Raw genomic sequence first — 15,081 nt, 5'->3', positions numbered from 1 at the left:
GACCAAGCATGCAAGAAAGCGTGATGCAGCGCATGTGGAACAGCGCCTACCTTTCAGGTGGAAACGCTGCCTATGTGGAAGAGCTTTATGAGCTCTACCTGCACGACCCTAACGCTGTGCCAGAAGAGTGGCGCACCTACTTTCAGAAGTTGCCAGCCGACGGCAACTCTGCCACTGATGTTTCGCACTCCACGATTCGCGATCATTTCGTGCTGCTGGCAAAGAACCAGCGCCGCGCCCAACCGGTTTCCGCCGGCAGCGTGAGCAGTGAGCACGAGAAGAAGCAAGTTGAAGTGTTGCGATTGATCCAGGCCTACCGTATGCGTGGCCACCAGGCAGCCCAGCTTGACCCGCTGGGGCTGTGGCAGCGTCCTGCACCTGCAGACCTGTCGATCAATCATTACGGCTTGACCAATGCCGATCTTGATACGACCTTCCGTGCCGGCGACCTGTTCATCGGCAAAGAGGAAGCGAGCCTACGCGAAATTCACGAAGCGTTGCAGCAGACATATTGCCGCACCATCGGCGCTGAATTTACGCACATCACCGATTCCGAGCAGCGCCAGTGGTTCCAGCAGCGTCTGGAAAGCGTGCGTGGTCGTCCGACGTACTCCGCCGACATCAAGAGCCACCTGCTCGAGCGCGTGACTGCTGGTGAAGGCCTGGAAAAATACCTCGGTACCAAATACCCGGGCACCAAGCGTTTCGGTCTGGAAGGCGGCGAAAGCCTGATTCCGATGCTCGACGAACTGATCCAGCGTTCCGGCTCGTACGGCACCAAGGAAGTCGTCATCGGCATGGCCCACCGTGGCCGTCTGAACGTGCTCGTCAACACCTTCGGCAAGAACCCGCGCGAGCTGTTCGACGAGTTCGAAGGCAAGAAGAAGGTCGAGCTGGGTTCCGGTGACGTGAAATATCACCAGGGCTTCTCGTCCAACGTGATGACCGCCGGCGGTGAAGTTCACCTGGCCATGGCGTTCAACCCGTCCCACCTGGAAATCGTTTCTCCGGTGGTCGAAGGTTCGGTGCGTGCCCGTCAGGACCGTCGTAACGACGCCACTGGCGAGAAAGTGCTGCCGATCTCCATCCACGGTGACGCGGCATTCGCCGGTCAGGGCGTGGTCATGGAAACCTTCCAGATGTCGCAGACCCGCGGTTTCAAGACCGGCGGTACCGTGCACATCGTGATCAACAACCAGGTTGGTTTCACCATCAGCAACCCGCTGGACTCGCGCTCCACCGAGTACGCCACCGACGTTGCCAAGATGATCCAGGCGCCGATCCTCCATGTGAATGGCGATGATCCGGAAGCCGTGCTGTTCGTGACCCAGCTGGCTATCGACTACCGCATGCAGTTCAAGCGTGACGTGGTGATCGACCTTGTCTGCTACCGTCGTCGCGGCCACAACGAGGCCGACGAGCCAAGCGGCACCCAGCCACTGATGTATCAGCAGATCACCAAGCAGCGCACCACCCGTGAGCTGTACGCTGATCGTCTGACCCAGGCCGGTGTCCTCGACGCTGAACGTGTTCAGGCCAAGGTCGACGAATACCGCAACGCGCTGGACAACGGTCTGCACGTGGTGAAATCGCTGGTCAAAGAGCCGAACAAAGAGCTGTTCGTCGACTGGCGTCCGTATCTGGGCCACGCCTGGACCGCGCGTCACGACACGCGTTTCGATCTGAAAACCCTGCAAGAGCTGTCCGCCAAGCTGCTGGAAATCCCGGAAGGCTTCGTGGTCCAGCGTCAGGTCGCGAAGATCTACGAAGACCGTCAGAAGATGCAAGCCGGCGGCCTGCCGATCAACTGGGGTTACGCTGAAACCATGGCGTACGCGACCCTGGCGTTCGAAGGTCACCCGATTCGCATGACCGGTCAGGACATCGGCCGCGGTACGTTCTCGCACCGTCACGCTGTGCTGCACAACCAGAAAGACGCGGGCACCTACATTCCGCTGCAGAACCTGTACGACGGTCAGCCACGCTTCGACCTGTACGACTCGTTCCTCTCGGAAGAAGCGGTACTGGCCTTCGAATACGGCTACTCGACCACCACGCCAAACGCGCTGGTGATCTGGGAAGCCCAGTTCGGCGACTTCGCCAACGGTGCGCAGGTCGTGATCGACCAGTTCATCACCAGCGGCGAGCACAAGTGGGGCCGTCTCTGCGGTCTGACCATGTTGCTGCCACACGGTTATGAAGGTCAGGGCCCTGAGCACAGCTCGGCACGTCTTGAGCGTTACCTGCAGCTGTGCGCCGAGCACAACATTCAGGTGTGCATGCCGACCACGCCGGCACAGATCTACCACTTGCTGCGCCGTCAGGTGATTCGCCCGCTGCGCAAGCCGCTGGTCGTGCTGACGCCGAAGTCGCTGCTGCGCCACAAGCTGGCCATCTCGACGCTGGAAGATCTGGCCGAAGGCTCGTTCCAGACCGTGATCCCGGAAATCGACGCACTGGACCCGAAAAAGGTCGAGCGCGTGGTTCTGTGCAGCGGCAAGGTCTACTACGACCTGCTGGAAAAACGCCGTGCCGAAGGCCGCGAAGATATCGCCATCGTGCGTATCGAGCAGCTGTATCCGTTCCCTGAGGACGACTTGAAGGAAGTCCTGGCTCCGTACACCAACGTCAAGCATGCCGTGTGGTGTCAGGAAGAGCCGATGAACCAGGGTGCCTGGTACTGCAGCCAGCATCACTTGCGTCGCAGCATCGCAAACCTCGACAAGACCCTCGTACTTGAGTACGCGGGCCGTGAGGCTTCGGCTGCACCTGCTTGTGGTTACGCATCGATGCACGCCGAGCAGCAGGAAAAACTGCTGCAAGACGCGTTTACCGTTTAACGCCTTCGCGCTGACTGAAACCGAATTTTAAGGACCCACAGATAATGGCTATCGAAATCAAAGCCCCGTCATTCCCGGAATCGGTTGCCGATGGCACCGTTGCCACCTGGCACAAGAAACCAGGCGAGGCCGTCAAGCGTGACGACCTGATCGTCGACATCGAGACCGACAAGGTCGTGCTGGAAGTGTTGGCCGAAGCCGACGGCGTACTGGGCGCAATCGTTGCCGAAGAGGGCGCTACCGTTCTGTCGAACCAGGTTCTGGGCTCGATCGAAGAGGGCAGCGCTGCTGCCGCTGCTCCAGCCGCTGCCGCTGCTCCGGCCGCTACTGCCGCTGCTGCTCCGGCTGCTGCCGACGGCGAAGATGACCCGATCGCGGCTCCCGCTGCACGCAAGCTGGCTGAAGAAAACGGCATCAACATCGCTTCCGTTGCCGGCACCGGCAAGGGCGGTCGTGTGACCAAGGAAGACGTGGTTGCCGCTGTTGCTGCGAAGAAAACCGCTCCGGCTGCCGCGCCTGCCAAGGCTGCTGCTCCTTCGGCCGCTGCTCCAGTGTTCGCCGCTGGCGACCGCGTCGAGAAGCGCGTACCGATGACCCGCGTTCGTGCCACCGTGGCCAAGCGTCTGGTTGAAGCGCAATCGAACATGGCCATGCTGACCACCTTCAACGAAGTCGACATGACCGAAGTCATGGCCCTGCGTTCGAAGTACAAGGATCTGTTCGAGAAGTCCCACAACGGCGTGCGCCTGGGCTTCATGTCGTTCTTCGTGAAAGCGGCTACCGAGGCGCTGAAGCGCTTCCCGGCTGTCAACGCGTCGATCGACGGCGGCGACATCGTTTACCACGGCTACGCGGACATCGGCGTTGCCGTTTCCAGCGATCGTGGCCTGGTTGTTCCGGTTCTGCGTAACGCCGAGCTGATGAGCCTGGCGGAAATCGAAGGCGGCATCGCCACGTTCGGCAAGAAAGCCCGTGACGGCAAACTGTCGATGGACGAGATGACCGGTGGTACCTTCACCATCACCAACGGTGGTACCTTCGGTTCGATGATGTCGACGCCGATCGTCAACCCGCCGCAGGCAGCGATTCTGGGCATGCACAATATCATCCAGCGTCCTATGGCCATCAACGGTCAGGTCGTGATCCGTCCGATGATGTACCTGGCACTGTCCTACGATCACCGTCTGATCGATGGCAAAGAAGCTGTGACCTTCCTGGTGACCATCAAGAACCTGCTGGAAGATCCGGCTCGTCTGTTGCTGGATATCTAAGAAACAGCTGCAAGCTTTCAGCGACAAGCCTCAGGCTCAAGACGAGCCGGTGGGCTTGCCGCTTGAAGCTTGCGGCTTGTAGCTTTATTGCTAAAGAGGATTTTTTGAATGTCGCAGAAATTTGACGTAGTAGTGATCGGTGCTGGCCCTGGTGGCTACGTAGCCGCCATCAAGGCCGCGCAACTGGGCCTGAGCACTGCCTGCATCGAGAAGTACACCGACGCTGAAGGCAAGCAAGCCCTGGGCGGTACCTGCCTGAACGTAGGCTGCATTCCGTCCAAGGCGCTGCTCGACAGCTCCTGGAAGTACAAGGAAGCGAAAGAAAGCTTCAACGTTCACGGTATCTCGACCGGCGAAGTCAAAATGGACGTCGCTGCGATGGTTGGCCGCAAGGCTGGCATCGTCAAGAACCTGACCGGCGGCGTTGCCACTCTGTTCAAGGCCAACGGCGTTACTTCGATTCAGGGCCACGGCAAATTGCTGGCTGGCAAGAAAGTCGAAGTCACCAAACCGGACGGCTCGGTTGAAGTCATCGAAGCGGAAAACGTCATCCTCGCGCCAGGTTCGCGTCCGATCGACATTCCACCGGCTCCGGTTGACCAGAAAGTCATCGTTGATTCGACTGGCGCGCTGGAATTCCAGTCCGTACCTAAACGTCTGGGCGTGATCGGCGCTGGCGTGATCGGTCTGGAACTGGGTTCGGTATGGTCGCGTCTGGGTGCAGAAGTGACTGTGCTTGAAGCGCTGGACACCTTCCTGATGGCAGCGGACACCGCTGTTTCCAAGGAAGCGCTGAAAACCCTGACCAAGCAGGGTCTGGACATCAAGCTGGGCGCTCGCGTGACCGGTTCGAAAGTCAACGGCGAAGAAGTCGTGGTGAACTACACCGACGCCAACGGCGAACAGACCATTACGTTCGACAAGCTGATCGTAGCCGTTGGTCGCCGTCCAGTGACCACTGATCTGCTCGCAGCAGACAGCGGCGTAGCTCTCGACGAGCGCGGTTTCATCGCCGTCGACGAGCACTGCGTAACCGCCGTACCGGGCGTATTCGCCATCGGTGACGTGGTTCGCGGCATGATGCTGGCGCACAAGGCGTCCGAAGAAGGCATCATGGTCGTCGAGCGCATCAAGGGCCACAAGGCTCAGATGAACTATGATTTGATCCCTTCGGTTATTTATACTCACCCGGAAATCGCGTGGGTTGGCAAAACCGAGCAGGCGCTGAAGGCCGAAGGCGTTGAAGTCAACGTCGGCACCTTCCCGTTCGCCGCTTCCGGCCGTGCCATGGCTGCCAACGATACCGGTGGTTTCGTCAAGGTCATCGCCGATGCCAAGACCGACCGCGTATTGGGCGTGCACGTGATTGGCCCGAGCGCTGCAGAGCTGGTTCAGCAGGGCGCGATCGGTATGGAATTCGGCACCAGCGCTGAAGACCTGGGCATGATGGTTTTCTCCCATCCGACCCTGTCCGAAGCCTTGCACGAAGCTGCTCTGGCAGTGAATGGCGGTGCCATCCATGTTGCCAACCGCAAGAAGCGTTAACTGATAATAAGAAACCACGGCGGTAACGGCCCGTCGCGAGCCTTGCGAGCAAGACTCACCGCGGAATGTCCGCCGGACGCAGTCTTGCGTAGCTCAGCTACGCAAGCAGCAGTCACAGGTGGCGCGGCACTCAAACGAGCGCAGCGCCGAATGCGCAGTACCTAACGAAGACGGTAAAAAGCATGAATCTTCACGAGTATCAGGGTAAGCAGCTGTTCGCTGAATACGGCCTGCCAGTTTCCACTGGTTACGCAGTAGACACCCCGGAAGCAGCAGCAGAAGCTTGCGACAAAATCGGCGGCAGCGAGTGGGTTGTCAAAGCCCAGGTCCACGCCGGTGGTCGCGGTAAAGCGGGCGGCGTAAAGCTGGTTCGCAGCAAAGAAGACGCCAAAGCCTTCGCACAGCAGTGGCTGGGCAAGCGTCTGGTGACTTACCAGACTGACGCCAACGGCCAGCCAGTCACCAAGATCCTGGTTGAATCGTGCACTGATATCGCTAAAGAGCTGTACCTGGGCGCTGTCGTTGACCGTTCGAGCCGTCGCATCGTGTTCATGGCTTCCACCGAAGGTGGCGTGGACATCGAGAAAATCGCTCACGACACACCAGAAAAAATTCTGAAAGCCACTATCGATCCACTGGTTGGCGCTCAGCCATCCCAGGGTCGCGAGCTGGCATTCCAGCTGGGTCTGGAAGGCAAGCAGGTCACTCAGTTCGCCAAGATCTTCGTTGGTCTGGCCAAGCTGTTCAAAGACCACGACCTGGCTCTGCTGGAAGTGAACCCGCTGGTGATCAAGGCTGACGGCGATCTGCACTGCCTGGACGCGAAGATCAACATCGACGCCAACGCCATGTACCGTCAGCCTAAGCTGAAGGCATTCCACGATCCGTCGCAGGACGATCCGCGCGAAGCGCACGCTGCCAAGTTCGAACTGAACTACGTAGCACTGGAAGGCAACATCGGCTGCATGGTCAACGGTGCCGGTCTGGCCATGGGTACCATGGACATCGTCAACCTGCACGGCGGCAAGCCAGCCAACTTCCTCGACGTAGGTGGTGGTGCTACCAAAGAGCGCGTGACCGAAGCCTTCAAGATCATCCTGTCCGACAGCAATGTCGCCGCAGTACTGGTCAACATCTTCGGCGGCATCGTTCGCTGCGACATGATTGCCGAAGGCATCATCGGCGCTGTGAAAGAAGTCGGCGTGAAAATCCCGGTTGTTGTTCGTCTTGAAGGCAACAACGCTGAACTGGGCGCTAAAGTACTGGCAGAAAGCGGTTTGAACATCATCGCTGCTACCAGCCTGACCGACGCTGCTCAACAAGTCGTTAAAGCTGCGGAGGGCAAGTAATGAGCGTCCTGATCAATAAAGACACCAAAGTCATCTGCCAGGGCTTCACCGGCGCGCAGGGTACTTTCCACTCCGAACAAGCCATTGCCTACGGCACCAAAATGGTTGGCGGCGTGACTCCGGGCAAGGGTGGTACCACTCACCTGAACCTGCCAGTGTTCAACACCGTGAAAGAAGCCGTAGAAGCCACTGGCGCCACCGCCAGCGTGATCTACGTACCGGCTCCTTTCTGCAAGGACTCGATCCTGGAAGCGGCATTCGGCGGCATCAAGCTGATCGTGTGCATCACCGAAGGCATTCCTACCCTGGACATGCTGGACGCCAAGGTCAAGTGCGACGAACTGGGCGTAGTCCTGATCGGCCCTAACTGCCCAGGCGTGATCACCCCAGGCGAATGCAAGATCGGCATCATGCCAGGTCACATTCACTTGCCAGGCAAGGTCGGTATCGTTTCGCGTTCCGGCACCCTGACCTACGAAGCTGTGAAGCAGACCACTGACGCCGGTTTCGGTCAGTCGACTTGCGTCGGCATCGGTGGTGACCCGATCCCGGGTTCGAACTTCATCGACATCCTGAAGCTGTTCCAGGAAGACCCGCAGACCGAGGCGATCGTAATGATCGGCGAAATCGGCGGTTCGGCTGAAGAAGAAGCGGCTGCCTACATCAAGGCCAACGTGACCAAGCCGGTTGTTTCCTACATCGCAGGTGTGACTGCTCCTCCGGGCAAGCGCATGGGCCATGCTGGCGCAATCATCTCTGGCGGCAAAGGCACTGCAGACGAGAAATTCGCTGCTCTGCAAGACGCAGGCGTGAAAACTGTGCGTTCCTTGGCAGACATCGGCAAGGCCTTGGCCGAGCTGACTGGCTGGGAAGTGAAGAAGTAAGCTTCGGCTGACTTTTTAGCTCCAGCAACAAAGGCCACCTTCGGGTGGCCTTTGTCGTTTCAGGGTAGCGGCAAGCTTCAAGCGGCTAGCTGCAAGATAAAAACTTGCAGCTTGAAACTTGTAGCTTGCAGCTGCTTTTCATACATAAACGCGACACGGAAATGTCGTGTATCGGATAGTTCGCCCTCTAACAGTGCGTTTTCCTGCCAGATTCGTTAGGCTGGCGGCCATTTTGCAGTGCGTCGCCCACAAGGCAGCCACGCAGCTTCACAGGTCAGTCCCATACGGATCGACAGCATTTCCCTAATCCCACAGGGCAATCCCCCTCTAAATTCCGATTTCAGTAGTGTGGTATTACCTTAATGAAAGTTTTGAAAGGTCAGGACATCCTGGCACTTGGTTTTATGACGTTTGCCCTGTTCGTAGGGGCCGGTAACATCATCTTCCCGCCGATCGTCGGCTTGCAGGCTGGACCTCACGTCTGGATGGCTGCACTGGGTTTTCTGATCACCGCAGTCGGTCTGCCGGTGATCACCGTTGTTGCGCTGGCCAAGGTCGGTGGCGCGATGGATGCGTTGAGCAGCCCGATCGGCAAGATCGCTGGCGGCATCCTCGCGGCGGCCTGCTATCTGGCAGTCGGCCCGCTGTTCGCCACGCCGCGCACCGCGACGGTGTCGTTCGAAGTGGGTCTGGCGCCACTGACTGGCGAAAGCCCGTTGGCACTGTTCCTGTACAGCTCGGTTTACTTCCTGCTGGTGTTCTTCATTTCCCTGTACCCGGGGCGTTTGCTGGATACCGTTGGCCGTTTCCTGGCGCCGCTGAAGATCATCGCGCTCGCCGTACTCGGTATCGCCGCGTTCGCTTTGCCGGCCGGTGACATCGGCCACGGTACGCCGGAATACGTAGCCGCGCCGTTCTCCCAGGGTTTCATCAATGGTTATCTGACCATGGATACCCTCGGCGCACTGGTGTTCGGCATCGTCATCGTCAACGCGATCCGTTCCCGTGGCGTCGAGTCGCCCAAGCTGATCACCCGTTACGCGATCATCGCCGGGCTGATCGCCGGTGTCGGTCTGGCGCTGGTGTATGTCAGCCTGTTCCGTCTCGGTTCCGGCAGCCATGAAGTCGCGGTCGGTGCCACCAATGGCGCTGCGGTGTTGCACGCTTATGTGCAGCATACGTTCGGCTCGCTGGGCAGCGGTTTCCTCGCCGTGCTGATTTCGTTGGCGTGTCTGGTGACTGCGGTCGGCCTGACCTGCGCCTGTGCCGAATACTTCAGCCGCGTGTTGCCGCTGTCGTACAAGACGCTGGTGATCATCCTCGCGGCGTTCTCGCTGCTGGTGTCCAATCTGGGCCTGACCAAGCTGATCGCTTTCTCGATCCCGGTACTGACCGCGATCTACCCGCCGTGCATCGTGCTGGTGGCGCTGAGCTTCTGCAAAGACTTCTGGCATGAACACGGCCGCATTCTGGGCCCGGTGATGCTGGTGTCGTTCATTTTCGGCAGCATCGACGCGCTGAAAGGCGCCGGCCTGGCCGACTGGATGCCGACTCAGCTGTCGCACCTGCCACTGAGCGAGCAGGGCCTGGCCTGGCTGGTACCGTGCGTGATGACGCTGGTGGTTGCTGTGGTGTGCGATCGCCTGCTGGGCAAGCGCAGCGAAGCGGTTGCCTGACCTGTTTTGATCTGCCACAAGCGGATCCCGCAGGATTAAACAGAAATGCCCCGTATCAATCGATACGGGGCATTTTTTATGCGCGTGAGGCAGTGTCTTTTTGGCTGAGCTAACGTCGAAGGGTTGCGTCGCTTTTATGTAGGACTGAGCAGGCTCACTCCTGCAGGTACAGCATTCATACACACAGGGATTTGCATGTCGTTCATCCAAGCCAATCTGATCCACCTGCTCGCCGCGCTCTGGTTTGTCATCTGCTGGGGCGGTTACACCCGTTATGCCAGCTGGAAGGCCCGCGATACGGCGTGTCTGGCCAGTGTGTTGCACCTGTATCGCGAGGACTGGATGCGCCGCATGCTGCTGCGTGACAACCGTATTGCCGATGCCAGCGTGATCGGCAATCTGGAGCGCAACGCCTCGTTCTTCGCCTCCAGCACCTTGATCATTCTCGCCGGTATTCTCACCGTGCTCGGCGCATCTGACCGCGCCGTGTCGCTGTTGGCGGACATTCCCATGGTCCAGCAAGCCTCGCAGGGCATGTCGGAGATCAAGTTGCTGTGCCTGGCGCTGGTGTTCGTCTATGCCTTCTTTACGTTCAGCTGGTGCATGCGCCAGTACAACTTTGCGGCGATTCTGGTCGGCTCGGCACCGATGATTGGTGAGCGCCACGTTTCCGAGCAGGAACGAAAGGCCTTCGCCTCACGAGCCGCACGAGTGATCTCGATGGCGGCCAATCAGTTCAACTTCGGTTTGCGCTCTTACTACTTCGGCATGAGCATGCTGGCCTGGTTCGTCAGCCCGTGGCTGTTCATGTTGATGAGCGCGGGTGTGGTGGTGGTGCTGTATCGCCGCGAATTTCATTCCGACGTGCTCGACGTCATGGTCTATACCCCTACCGAGGCACCTGTGCCCGAAACCAATAAAGAGGCCGCTTGATGAGTATTCCGTTCTGGTGTGTGTTTATCAGCGCGTTGCTGATTTATATCGCGCGTTTGCCCGTGGGCAAGGCGATGAAAGAGCAGGGCGGGTATGACAACCACCTGCCGCGCCAGCAACAGGCGCAATTGACCGGTTACGGCGCCCGAGCCCTGGCGGCGCATCAGAACAGTATCGAAGCGTTCATTTTGTTCGCGGTTGGTGTACTGATGGCGCACACCACGCAAACCGCGGGATGGCTGATCAATGCGCTGGCAATCATCTTCGTGATCGCGCGAATCCTGTACTTGTGGTTGTACCTGGCGGATCTGCCGAAGTTGCGCAGTCTGGTCTGGCTGGTCGGCTTAGTGGCTTCGTTGTTGCTGATGATTAGTCCGACTTTTAGAACGGTTCTGTTGTAAGCGGCCATTGCATCAAATCCCGGACAAAAGAAAACCCGCACTTGGCGGGTTCTCTTTTTCTGCGGCTAGAGCGGTTTATTGCTTCTTGGCAGCTTCGTCTTGTGCGGCAGCGTTCGATTCAGCCTGAGCTTTGGCAGCTTCGGCGTTTTCTTTCGCAGCGTCGTTCACTTTATCCTGAGCTTTGTTCATGTCCTGCTGAGCTTGCTCAGCGTGCTGGTTGGCATCTTGAGCTTTGTCCTCGGATTTTTTATCGCAGGCAGCGAGACCGAGGGAAGCGGTCAACATCAAGGCAATAGCTAAAGTCTTACGCATGGGGTGTTTCTCCTTATGGAAAATAACTACTGGCCTTAAGAACTCGGCGCTACAGGTTAAGTTCCTCATTTCTCTCAGATATATAACTTTGTTTTATCACGGAACTTTTGCCGCTTTTCTCACTACTGGCAAAAGGCTTTAATGCGAGTAATTATCAAATGGCGGAAAACAGCGTTTTTGAGCGCGCGACGCGGTTTCTCTCGGCGTTGCGCCACTGTCAGGTGCTGGGTTTAAAGGTGCAGAGTGCCTCCAGCGAAGGCCTGACGGTGATCCTGCCTTACAGCCCGCAGATCGTCGGTAACCCGCAAACCGGGGTAATCCATGGCGGTGCCATCACCTCGCTGATGGATACAGCCTGCGGCATGTCGACCTTGTGCGTGCTGCCGGAATTCGAAGTCTGTCCGACCCTCGATCTGCGCATCGATTACATGCACGCCGCCGAACCGCATAAAGATGTCTATGGCTTTGCCCAGTGCTATCGAGTCACCACCGATGTGATTTTTGCCCGCGGATTCGCCTACCAGGACGACCCCGAGCAACCCATTGCCCACGTTGTCGGCACGTTCATGCGGATGGGCAAGGCGCTCAAAGGCACGCAAGGCTTTGGCGGCGCAATCAAGGGAGTCAAGCCGTGAGCGATGACCTCAAGCAGCAATTGCAGCTGGCCCATGCGCAAGGCGACTATGCGCCGTTGCTGAAGCTGATCCCCTACGCCGGCCTGATCGGCATCGAGTGCTCGCGGGTAGGCGATGAACTGCTGTTCAAGCTGCCGGCGAACAAGGACAACATTGGTAACCCTTTATTGCCGGCGATCTATGGCGGGGTGATTGCCGGGTTCATGGAGCTGGCGGCCGCCCTGCATTTGCTGATTTACACCGGCGCCCCGGGCGTGCCGAAGATCATCGACTTTTCCCTCGACTACCTGCGCGCCGGGCAGTTTCGCGATACGTGGGCCAAATGTCAGGTCTGCCGTCAGGGACGTCGGGTCGCCAATGTGGCGATCACTGCCTGGCAAACCACCGAGGCCGAACCGATTGCCACCGCTCGCGCGCACTTCAAAATCGATGAACCCTTGAAATCCTGAACAGCGCCCCAAACTCAGATGACAACCCGCCGCCGACCATTCGGGTCGCGGCCACTGCCATCTGATTGGAGTTTGATGACCATGAGTGTGGAAACTCAAAAGGAAACCCTGGGCTTCCAGACCGAGGTAAAGCAGCTGCTGCACCTCATGATCCATTCGCTGTATTCGAACAAGGAAATCTTCCTGCGCGAATTGATCTCGAACGCCTCTGACGCTGTCGACAAGCTGCGCTTCGAAGCGCTGGCCAAGCCAGAGTTGCTTGAGGGCGGCGCTGATCTGAAAATCCGTGTGAGCTTCGACAAGGACGCCAAGACCGTCACCCTCGAAGACAACGGTATCGGCATGAACCGTGACGATGTGATCACCCACCTGGGGACCATCGCCAAGTCCGGCACTGCCGATTTCATGAAAAACCTGTCCGGCGATCAGAAGAAGGATTCGCACCTGATCGGCCAGTTCGGCGTGGGCTTCTACTCCGCGTTCATCGTTGCCGACAAGGTTGATGTCTACAGTCGTCGCGCCGGCACTGCTGCCAGCGAAGGCGTGCACTGGTCGTCGAAAGGCGAGGGCGAGTTCGAAGTCGCCAACATCGACAAGCCAGAGCGTGGCACCCGCATCGTCCTGCACCTGAAGTCCGGTGAAGACGAGTTCGCCGATGGCTGGCGTCTGCGCAACATCATCAAGAAGTACTCCGACCACATCGCTTTGCCGATCGAACTGCCGAAGGAAGTCACTCCGGCCGAAGGCGAAGAGGCTCCAGCCGTTGAATGGGAAACCGTCAACCGCGCCAGCGCCCTGTGGACCCGTCCGCGCACTGAAGTCAAAGACGAGGAATACCAGGAGTTCTACAAACACATCGCTCACGACTTTGAAAATCCGTTGTCGTGGAGCCACAACAAGGTTGAAGGCAAGCTCGAGTACAGCTCGCTGCTGTACGTGCCGGCGCGCGCGCCGTTCGACCTGTACCAGCGTGAAGCGCCGAAAGGCCTGAAGCTGTACGTGCAGCGTGTGTTTGTGATGGATCAGGCCGAGTCGTTCCTGCCGCTGTACCTGCGCTTCATCAAAGGCGTGGTCGATTCCAACGACCTGTCGCTGAACGTGTCGCGTGAAATCCTGCAGAAAGACCCGATCATCGATTCGATGAAGACCGCGCTGACCAAGCGCGTGCTCGACATGCTGGAAAAACTGGCGAAGAACGAGCCTGAGCAATACAAAGGCTTCTGGAAAAACTTCGGTCAGGTCATGAAAGAAGGCCCGGCAGAAGATTTCGCCAACAAAGAAAAAATCGCCGGTCTGCTGCGTTTCGCATCGACTCAAGGTGACGACGGCGAGCAGATCGTCGGTCTGGCCGACTACCTGGCCCGCGCCAAGGAAGGTCAAGACAAGATCTACTACCTCACCGGCGAAACCTACGCGCAGGTCAAGAACAGCCCGCACCTGGAAGTCTTCCGCAAGAAAGGCATCGAAGTGCTGCTGCTGACCGACCGCATCGACGAATGGCTGATGAGCTACCTGAGCGAGTTCGACGGCAAGACTTTTGTCGACGTGGCACGTGGTGACCTTGATCTGGGCAACCTGGACTCGGAAGAGGACAAGAAGGCTGCAGAAGAAGTCGCCAAATCCAAGGAAGGTCTGGTCGAGCGTCTGAAAACCGCGCTGGGCGATTCCGTCGCGGAAGTTCGCGTATCGCATCGTCTGACCGATTCGCCGGCCATTCTGGCCATCGGCGATCATGACCTGGGTCTGCAAATGCGCCAGATCCTCGAAGCGAGCGGGCAGAAGGTGCCGGATTCGAAGCCGATCTTCGAATTCAACCCGAACCACCCGCTGATCGAGAAACTCGATGGCGAGCAGAACGAAGAGCGTTTTGGCGACCTGTCGCACATCCTCTTCGATCAGGCTGCGCTGGCTGCCGGCGACAGCTTGAAAGACCCGGCCGCTTATGTGCGCCGTCTGAACAAGCTGCTGGTTGAACTGTCGGTTTGATCACGTTGTAGGAAAAACCCGCTTCGGCGGGTTTTTTCATTCTGGTGTTTAACGAATCAGGAGTCAGAAATGAGCCAAGTCACTGTACGTTCCGTGGTCTACCAGATTGACGGCCAGCCTTATGAAGGGCGTTTGGCCTTCGATGCCGAGCACAAAGGTGCGCTGCCGGGTTTGTTGATGGCGCCGAACTGGATGGGCGTCAGCGCCGGTGCCGAAGACATCGCCAAAGCGGTGGCGGCCAAGGGTTACGTGGTGTTGATCGCTGACGTCTACGGCCAGGCCGTACGTCCGCAGAACGCCGATGAAGCGCTCGCTGCAATGATGCCGCTCAAGGACGACCGCGCGTTGCTGCGCAAACGCCTGCAAGTGGCTTTCGAGCAGTTGCAAAGCCAGGGTGAAGCGGCGGTGGATACCGCGAAACTGGCGGTGTTCGGTTTCTGCTTCGGTGGTTGCTGTGCACTGGACCTGGCCCGCACCGGCGCGCCAGTGAAAGCGGCGGTGTCGTTCCACGGCACGCTGGACTCGCCGAACCCGGCGGATGCGCAGAACATCCAGGGCTCGGTGCTGGTGCTGCACGGCGCGTCCGATCCGCTGGTGCCGAAAGAGCAATTGCCGGCGTTTGAAGACGAGATGAACGCTGCCGGTGTGGATTGGCAGCTGCTCAGCTACGGCGGCGCGGTGCACTCGTTTACCGACCCGCATGCGAACGTGCCGGGCAAGATGATGTACGACGAGAAGACCGCGAAGCGCGCGTTCAAGTCGATGCATGATTTGCTGGATGAGGTGTTCAAGGGCTGAAG

At 58.6% G+C, this 15,081-nt stretch carries 13 protein-coding genes; 12 read left to right on the top strand and 1 reads right to left on the bottom strand.

Annotated features, from left to right (window positions below):
- Positions 1–8 precede the first annotated feature (8 nt).
- From M0746_RS17355 to M0746_RS17320, 8 genes are all read left to right on the top strand, one after another.
- The gene (locus M0746_RS17355) at positions 9–2,840 is read left to right on the top strand and encodes a 2-oxoglutarate dehydrogenase E1 component (protein ID WP_208938191.1); all 2,832 of its coding nucleotides are present in this window, start codon (positions 9–11) and stop codon (positions 2,838–2,840) included.
- Between the two features lie 44 nt (positions 2,841–2,884).
- Positions 2,885–4,111 (top strand): 2-oxoglutarate dehydrogenase complex dihydrolipoyllysine-residue succinyltransferase, encoded by a 1,227-nt coding sequence (gene odhB, locus M0746_RS17350; protein ID WP_258450046.1) that lies wholly within the window; start codon positions 2,885–2,887, stop codon positions 4,109–4,111.
- 108 nt (positions 4,112–4,219) lie between these two features.
- Positions 4,220–5,656: a dihydrolipoyl dehydrogenase gene (gene lpdA, locus M0746_RS17345; RefSeq protein ID WP_090282416.1), complete on the top strand. Its 1,437-nt coding sequence runs from the start codon at positions 4,220–4,222 to the stop codon at positions 5,654–5,656.
- 182 nt (positions 5,657–5,838) lie between these two features.
- On the top strand, positions 5,839–7,005 hold the full coding sequence (gene sucC, locus M0746_RS17340; RefSeq protein WP_090282417.1) for an ADP-forming succinate--CoA ligase subunit beta: 1,167 nt from the start codon (positions 5,839–5,841) through the stop codon (positions 7,003–7,005).
- Positions 7,005–7,889, top strand: coding sequence for a succinate--CoA ligase subunit alpha (gene sucD, locus M0746_RS17335; protein ID WP_090282418.1), 885 nt, complete (start codon positions 7,005–7,007; stop codon positions 7,887–7,889). Before sucC ends, sucD begins: the two co-directional genes overlap by 1 nt.
- Positions 7,890–8,251: 362 nt before the next feature.
- Positions 8,252–9,565, top strand: a complete 1,314-nt coding sequence (brnQ, locus tag M0746_RS17330) for a branched-chain amino acid transport system II carrier protein (protein ID WP_203421260.1) — start codon at positions 8,252–8,254, stop codon at positions 9,563–9,565.
- A gap of 195 nt (positions 9,566–9,760) precedes the next feature.
- Positions 9,761–10,498, top strand: a complete 738-nt coding sequence (locus M0746_RS17325) for a DUF599 domain-containing protein (protein ID WP_258450045.1) — start codon at positions 9,761–9,763, stop codon at positions 10,496–10,498.
- Positions 10,498–10,899: an MAPEG family protein gene (locus tag M0746_RS17320; protein WP_208938188.1), complete on the top strand. Its 402-nt coding sequence runs from the start codon at positions 10,498–10,500 to the stop codon at positions 10,897–10,899. Before M0746_RS17325 ends, M0746_RS17320 begins: the two co-directional genes overlap by 1 nt.
- Positions 10,900–10,974: 75 nt before the next feature.
- Here M0746_RS17320 and M0746_RS17315 read toward each other — a convergent pair whose 3' ends face one another.
- Positions 10,975–11,211 carry a hypothetical protein gene (locus tag M0746_RS17315; protein ID WP_008082962.1) on the bottom strand — a complete coding sequence of 79 codons (237 nt, stop codon included), beginning with the start codon at positions 11,209–11,211 and terminating at the stop codon, positions 10,975–10,977.
- Between the two features lie 158 nt (positions 11,212–11,369).
- Here M0746_RS17315 and M0746_RS17310 point away from each other — a divergent pair, with 158 nt between their 5' ends.
- The 4 genes from M0746_RS17310 to M0746_RS17295 all read left to right on the top strand — a co-directional run bounded on the left by M0746_RS17310 (position 11,370) and on the right by M0746_RS17295 (position 15,079).
- Positions 11,370–11,846: a PaaI family thioesterase gene (locus M0746_RS17310; RefSeq protein ID WP_208938187.1), complete on the top strand. Its 477-nt coding sequence runs from the start codon at positions 11,370–11,372 to the stop codon at positions 11,844–11,846.
- Positions 11,843–12,295, top strand: a complete 453-nt coding sequence (locus M0746_RS17305; RefSeq protein WP_258450044.1) for a PaaI family thioesterase — start codon at positions 11,843–11,845, stop codon at positions 12,293–12,295. The genes M0746_RS17310 and M0746_RS17305 overlap by 4 nt, the downstream gene beginning before the upstream one ends.
- An 81-nt stretch (positions 12,296–12,376) precedes the next feature.
- Positions 12,377–14,281, top strand: a complete 1,905-nt coding sequence (gene htpG, locus M0746_RS17300; protein ID WP_258450043.1) for a molecular chaperone HtpG — start codon at positions 12,377–12,379, stop codon at positions 14,279–14,281.
- A gap of 69 nt (positions 14,282–14,350) precedes the next feature.
- The gene (locus tag M0746_RS17295) at positions 14,351–15,079 is read left to right on the top strand and encodes a dienelactone hydrolase family protein (RefSeq protein ID WP_258450042.1); all 729 of its coding nucleotides are present in this window, start codon (positions 14,351–14,353) and stop codon (positions 15,077–15,079) included.
- Positions 15,080–15,081: the final 2 nt, after the last annotated feature.

It is taken from the genome of Pseudomonas sp. S11P7, assembly GCF_023195435.1.
Lineage (GTDB): Bacteria > Pseudomonadota > Gammaproteobacteria > Pseudomonadales > Pseudomonadaceae > Aquipseudomonas > Aquipseudomonas fluorescens_G.
Note: the sequence above shows the minus strand (reverse complement) of the source record. Positions and strands in the feature narration are given on the sequence as shown.

Bases quoted from the DNA above. Each gene is read 5' to 3' on its own strand.
- sucC (WP_090282417.1), top strand. From the start codon at position 5,839: ATGAATCTTCACGAGTATCAGGGTAAGCAGCTGTTCGCTGAATACGGC.
- htpG (WP_258450043.1), top strand. From the start codon at position 12,377: ATGAGTGTGGAAACTCAAAAGGAAACCCTGGGCTTCCAGACCGAGGTA.
- M0746_RS17315 (WP_008082962.1), bottom strand. From the start codon at position 11,211: ATGCGTAAGACTTTAGCTATTGCCTTGATGTTGACCGCTTCCCTCGGT.
- sucD (WP_090282418.1), top strand. From the start codon at position 7,005: ATGAGCGTCCTGATCAATAAAGACACCAAAGTCATCTGCCAGGGCTTC.
- brnQ (WP_203421260.1), top strand. From the start codon at position 8,252: ATGAAAGTTTTGAAAGGTCAGGACATCCTGGCACTTGGTTTTATGACG.
- M0746_RS17325 (WP_258450045.1), top strand. From the start codon at position 9,761: ATGTCGTTCATCCAAGCCAATCTGATCCACCTGCTCGCCGCGCTCTGG.
- M0746_RS17310 (WP_208938187.1), top strand. From the start codon at position 11,370: ATGGCGGAAAACAGCGTTTTTGAGCGCGCGACGCGGTTTCTCTCGGCG.
- odhB (WP_258450046.1), top strand. From the start codon at position 2,885: ATGGCTATCGAAATCAAAGCCCCGTCATTCCCGGAATCGGTTGCCGAT.
- M0746_RS17320 (WP_208938188.1), top strand. From the start codon at position 10,498: ATGAGTATTCCGTTCTGGTGTGTGTTTATCAGCGCGTTGCTGATTTAT.
- lpdA (WP_090282416.1), top strand. From the start codon at position 4,220: ATGTCGCAGAAATTTGACGTAGTAGTGATCGGTGCTGGCCCTGGTGGC.
- M0746_RS17295 (WP_258450042.1), top strand. From the start codon at position 14,351: ATGAGCCAAGTCACTGTACGTTCCGTGGTCTACCAGATTGACGGCCAG.
- M0746_RS17355 (WP_208938191.1), top strand. From the start codon at position 9: ATGCAAGAAAGCGTGATGCAGCGCATGTGGAACAGCGCCTACCTTTCA.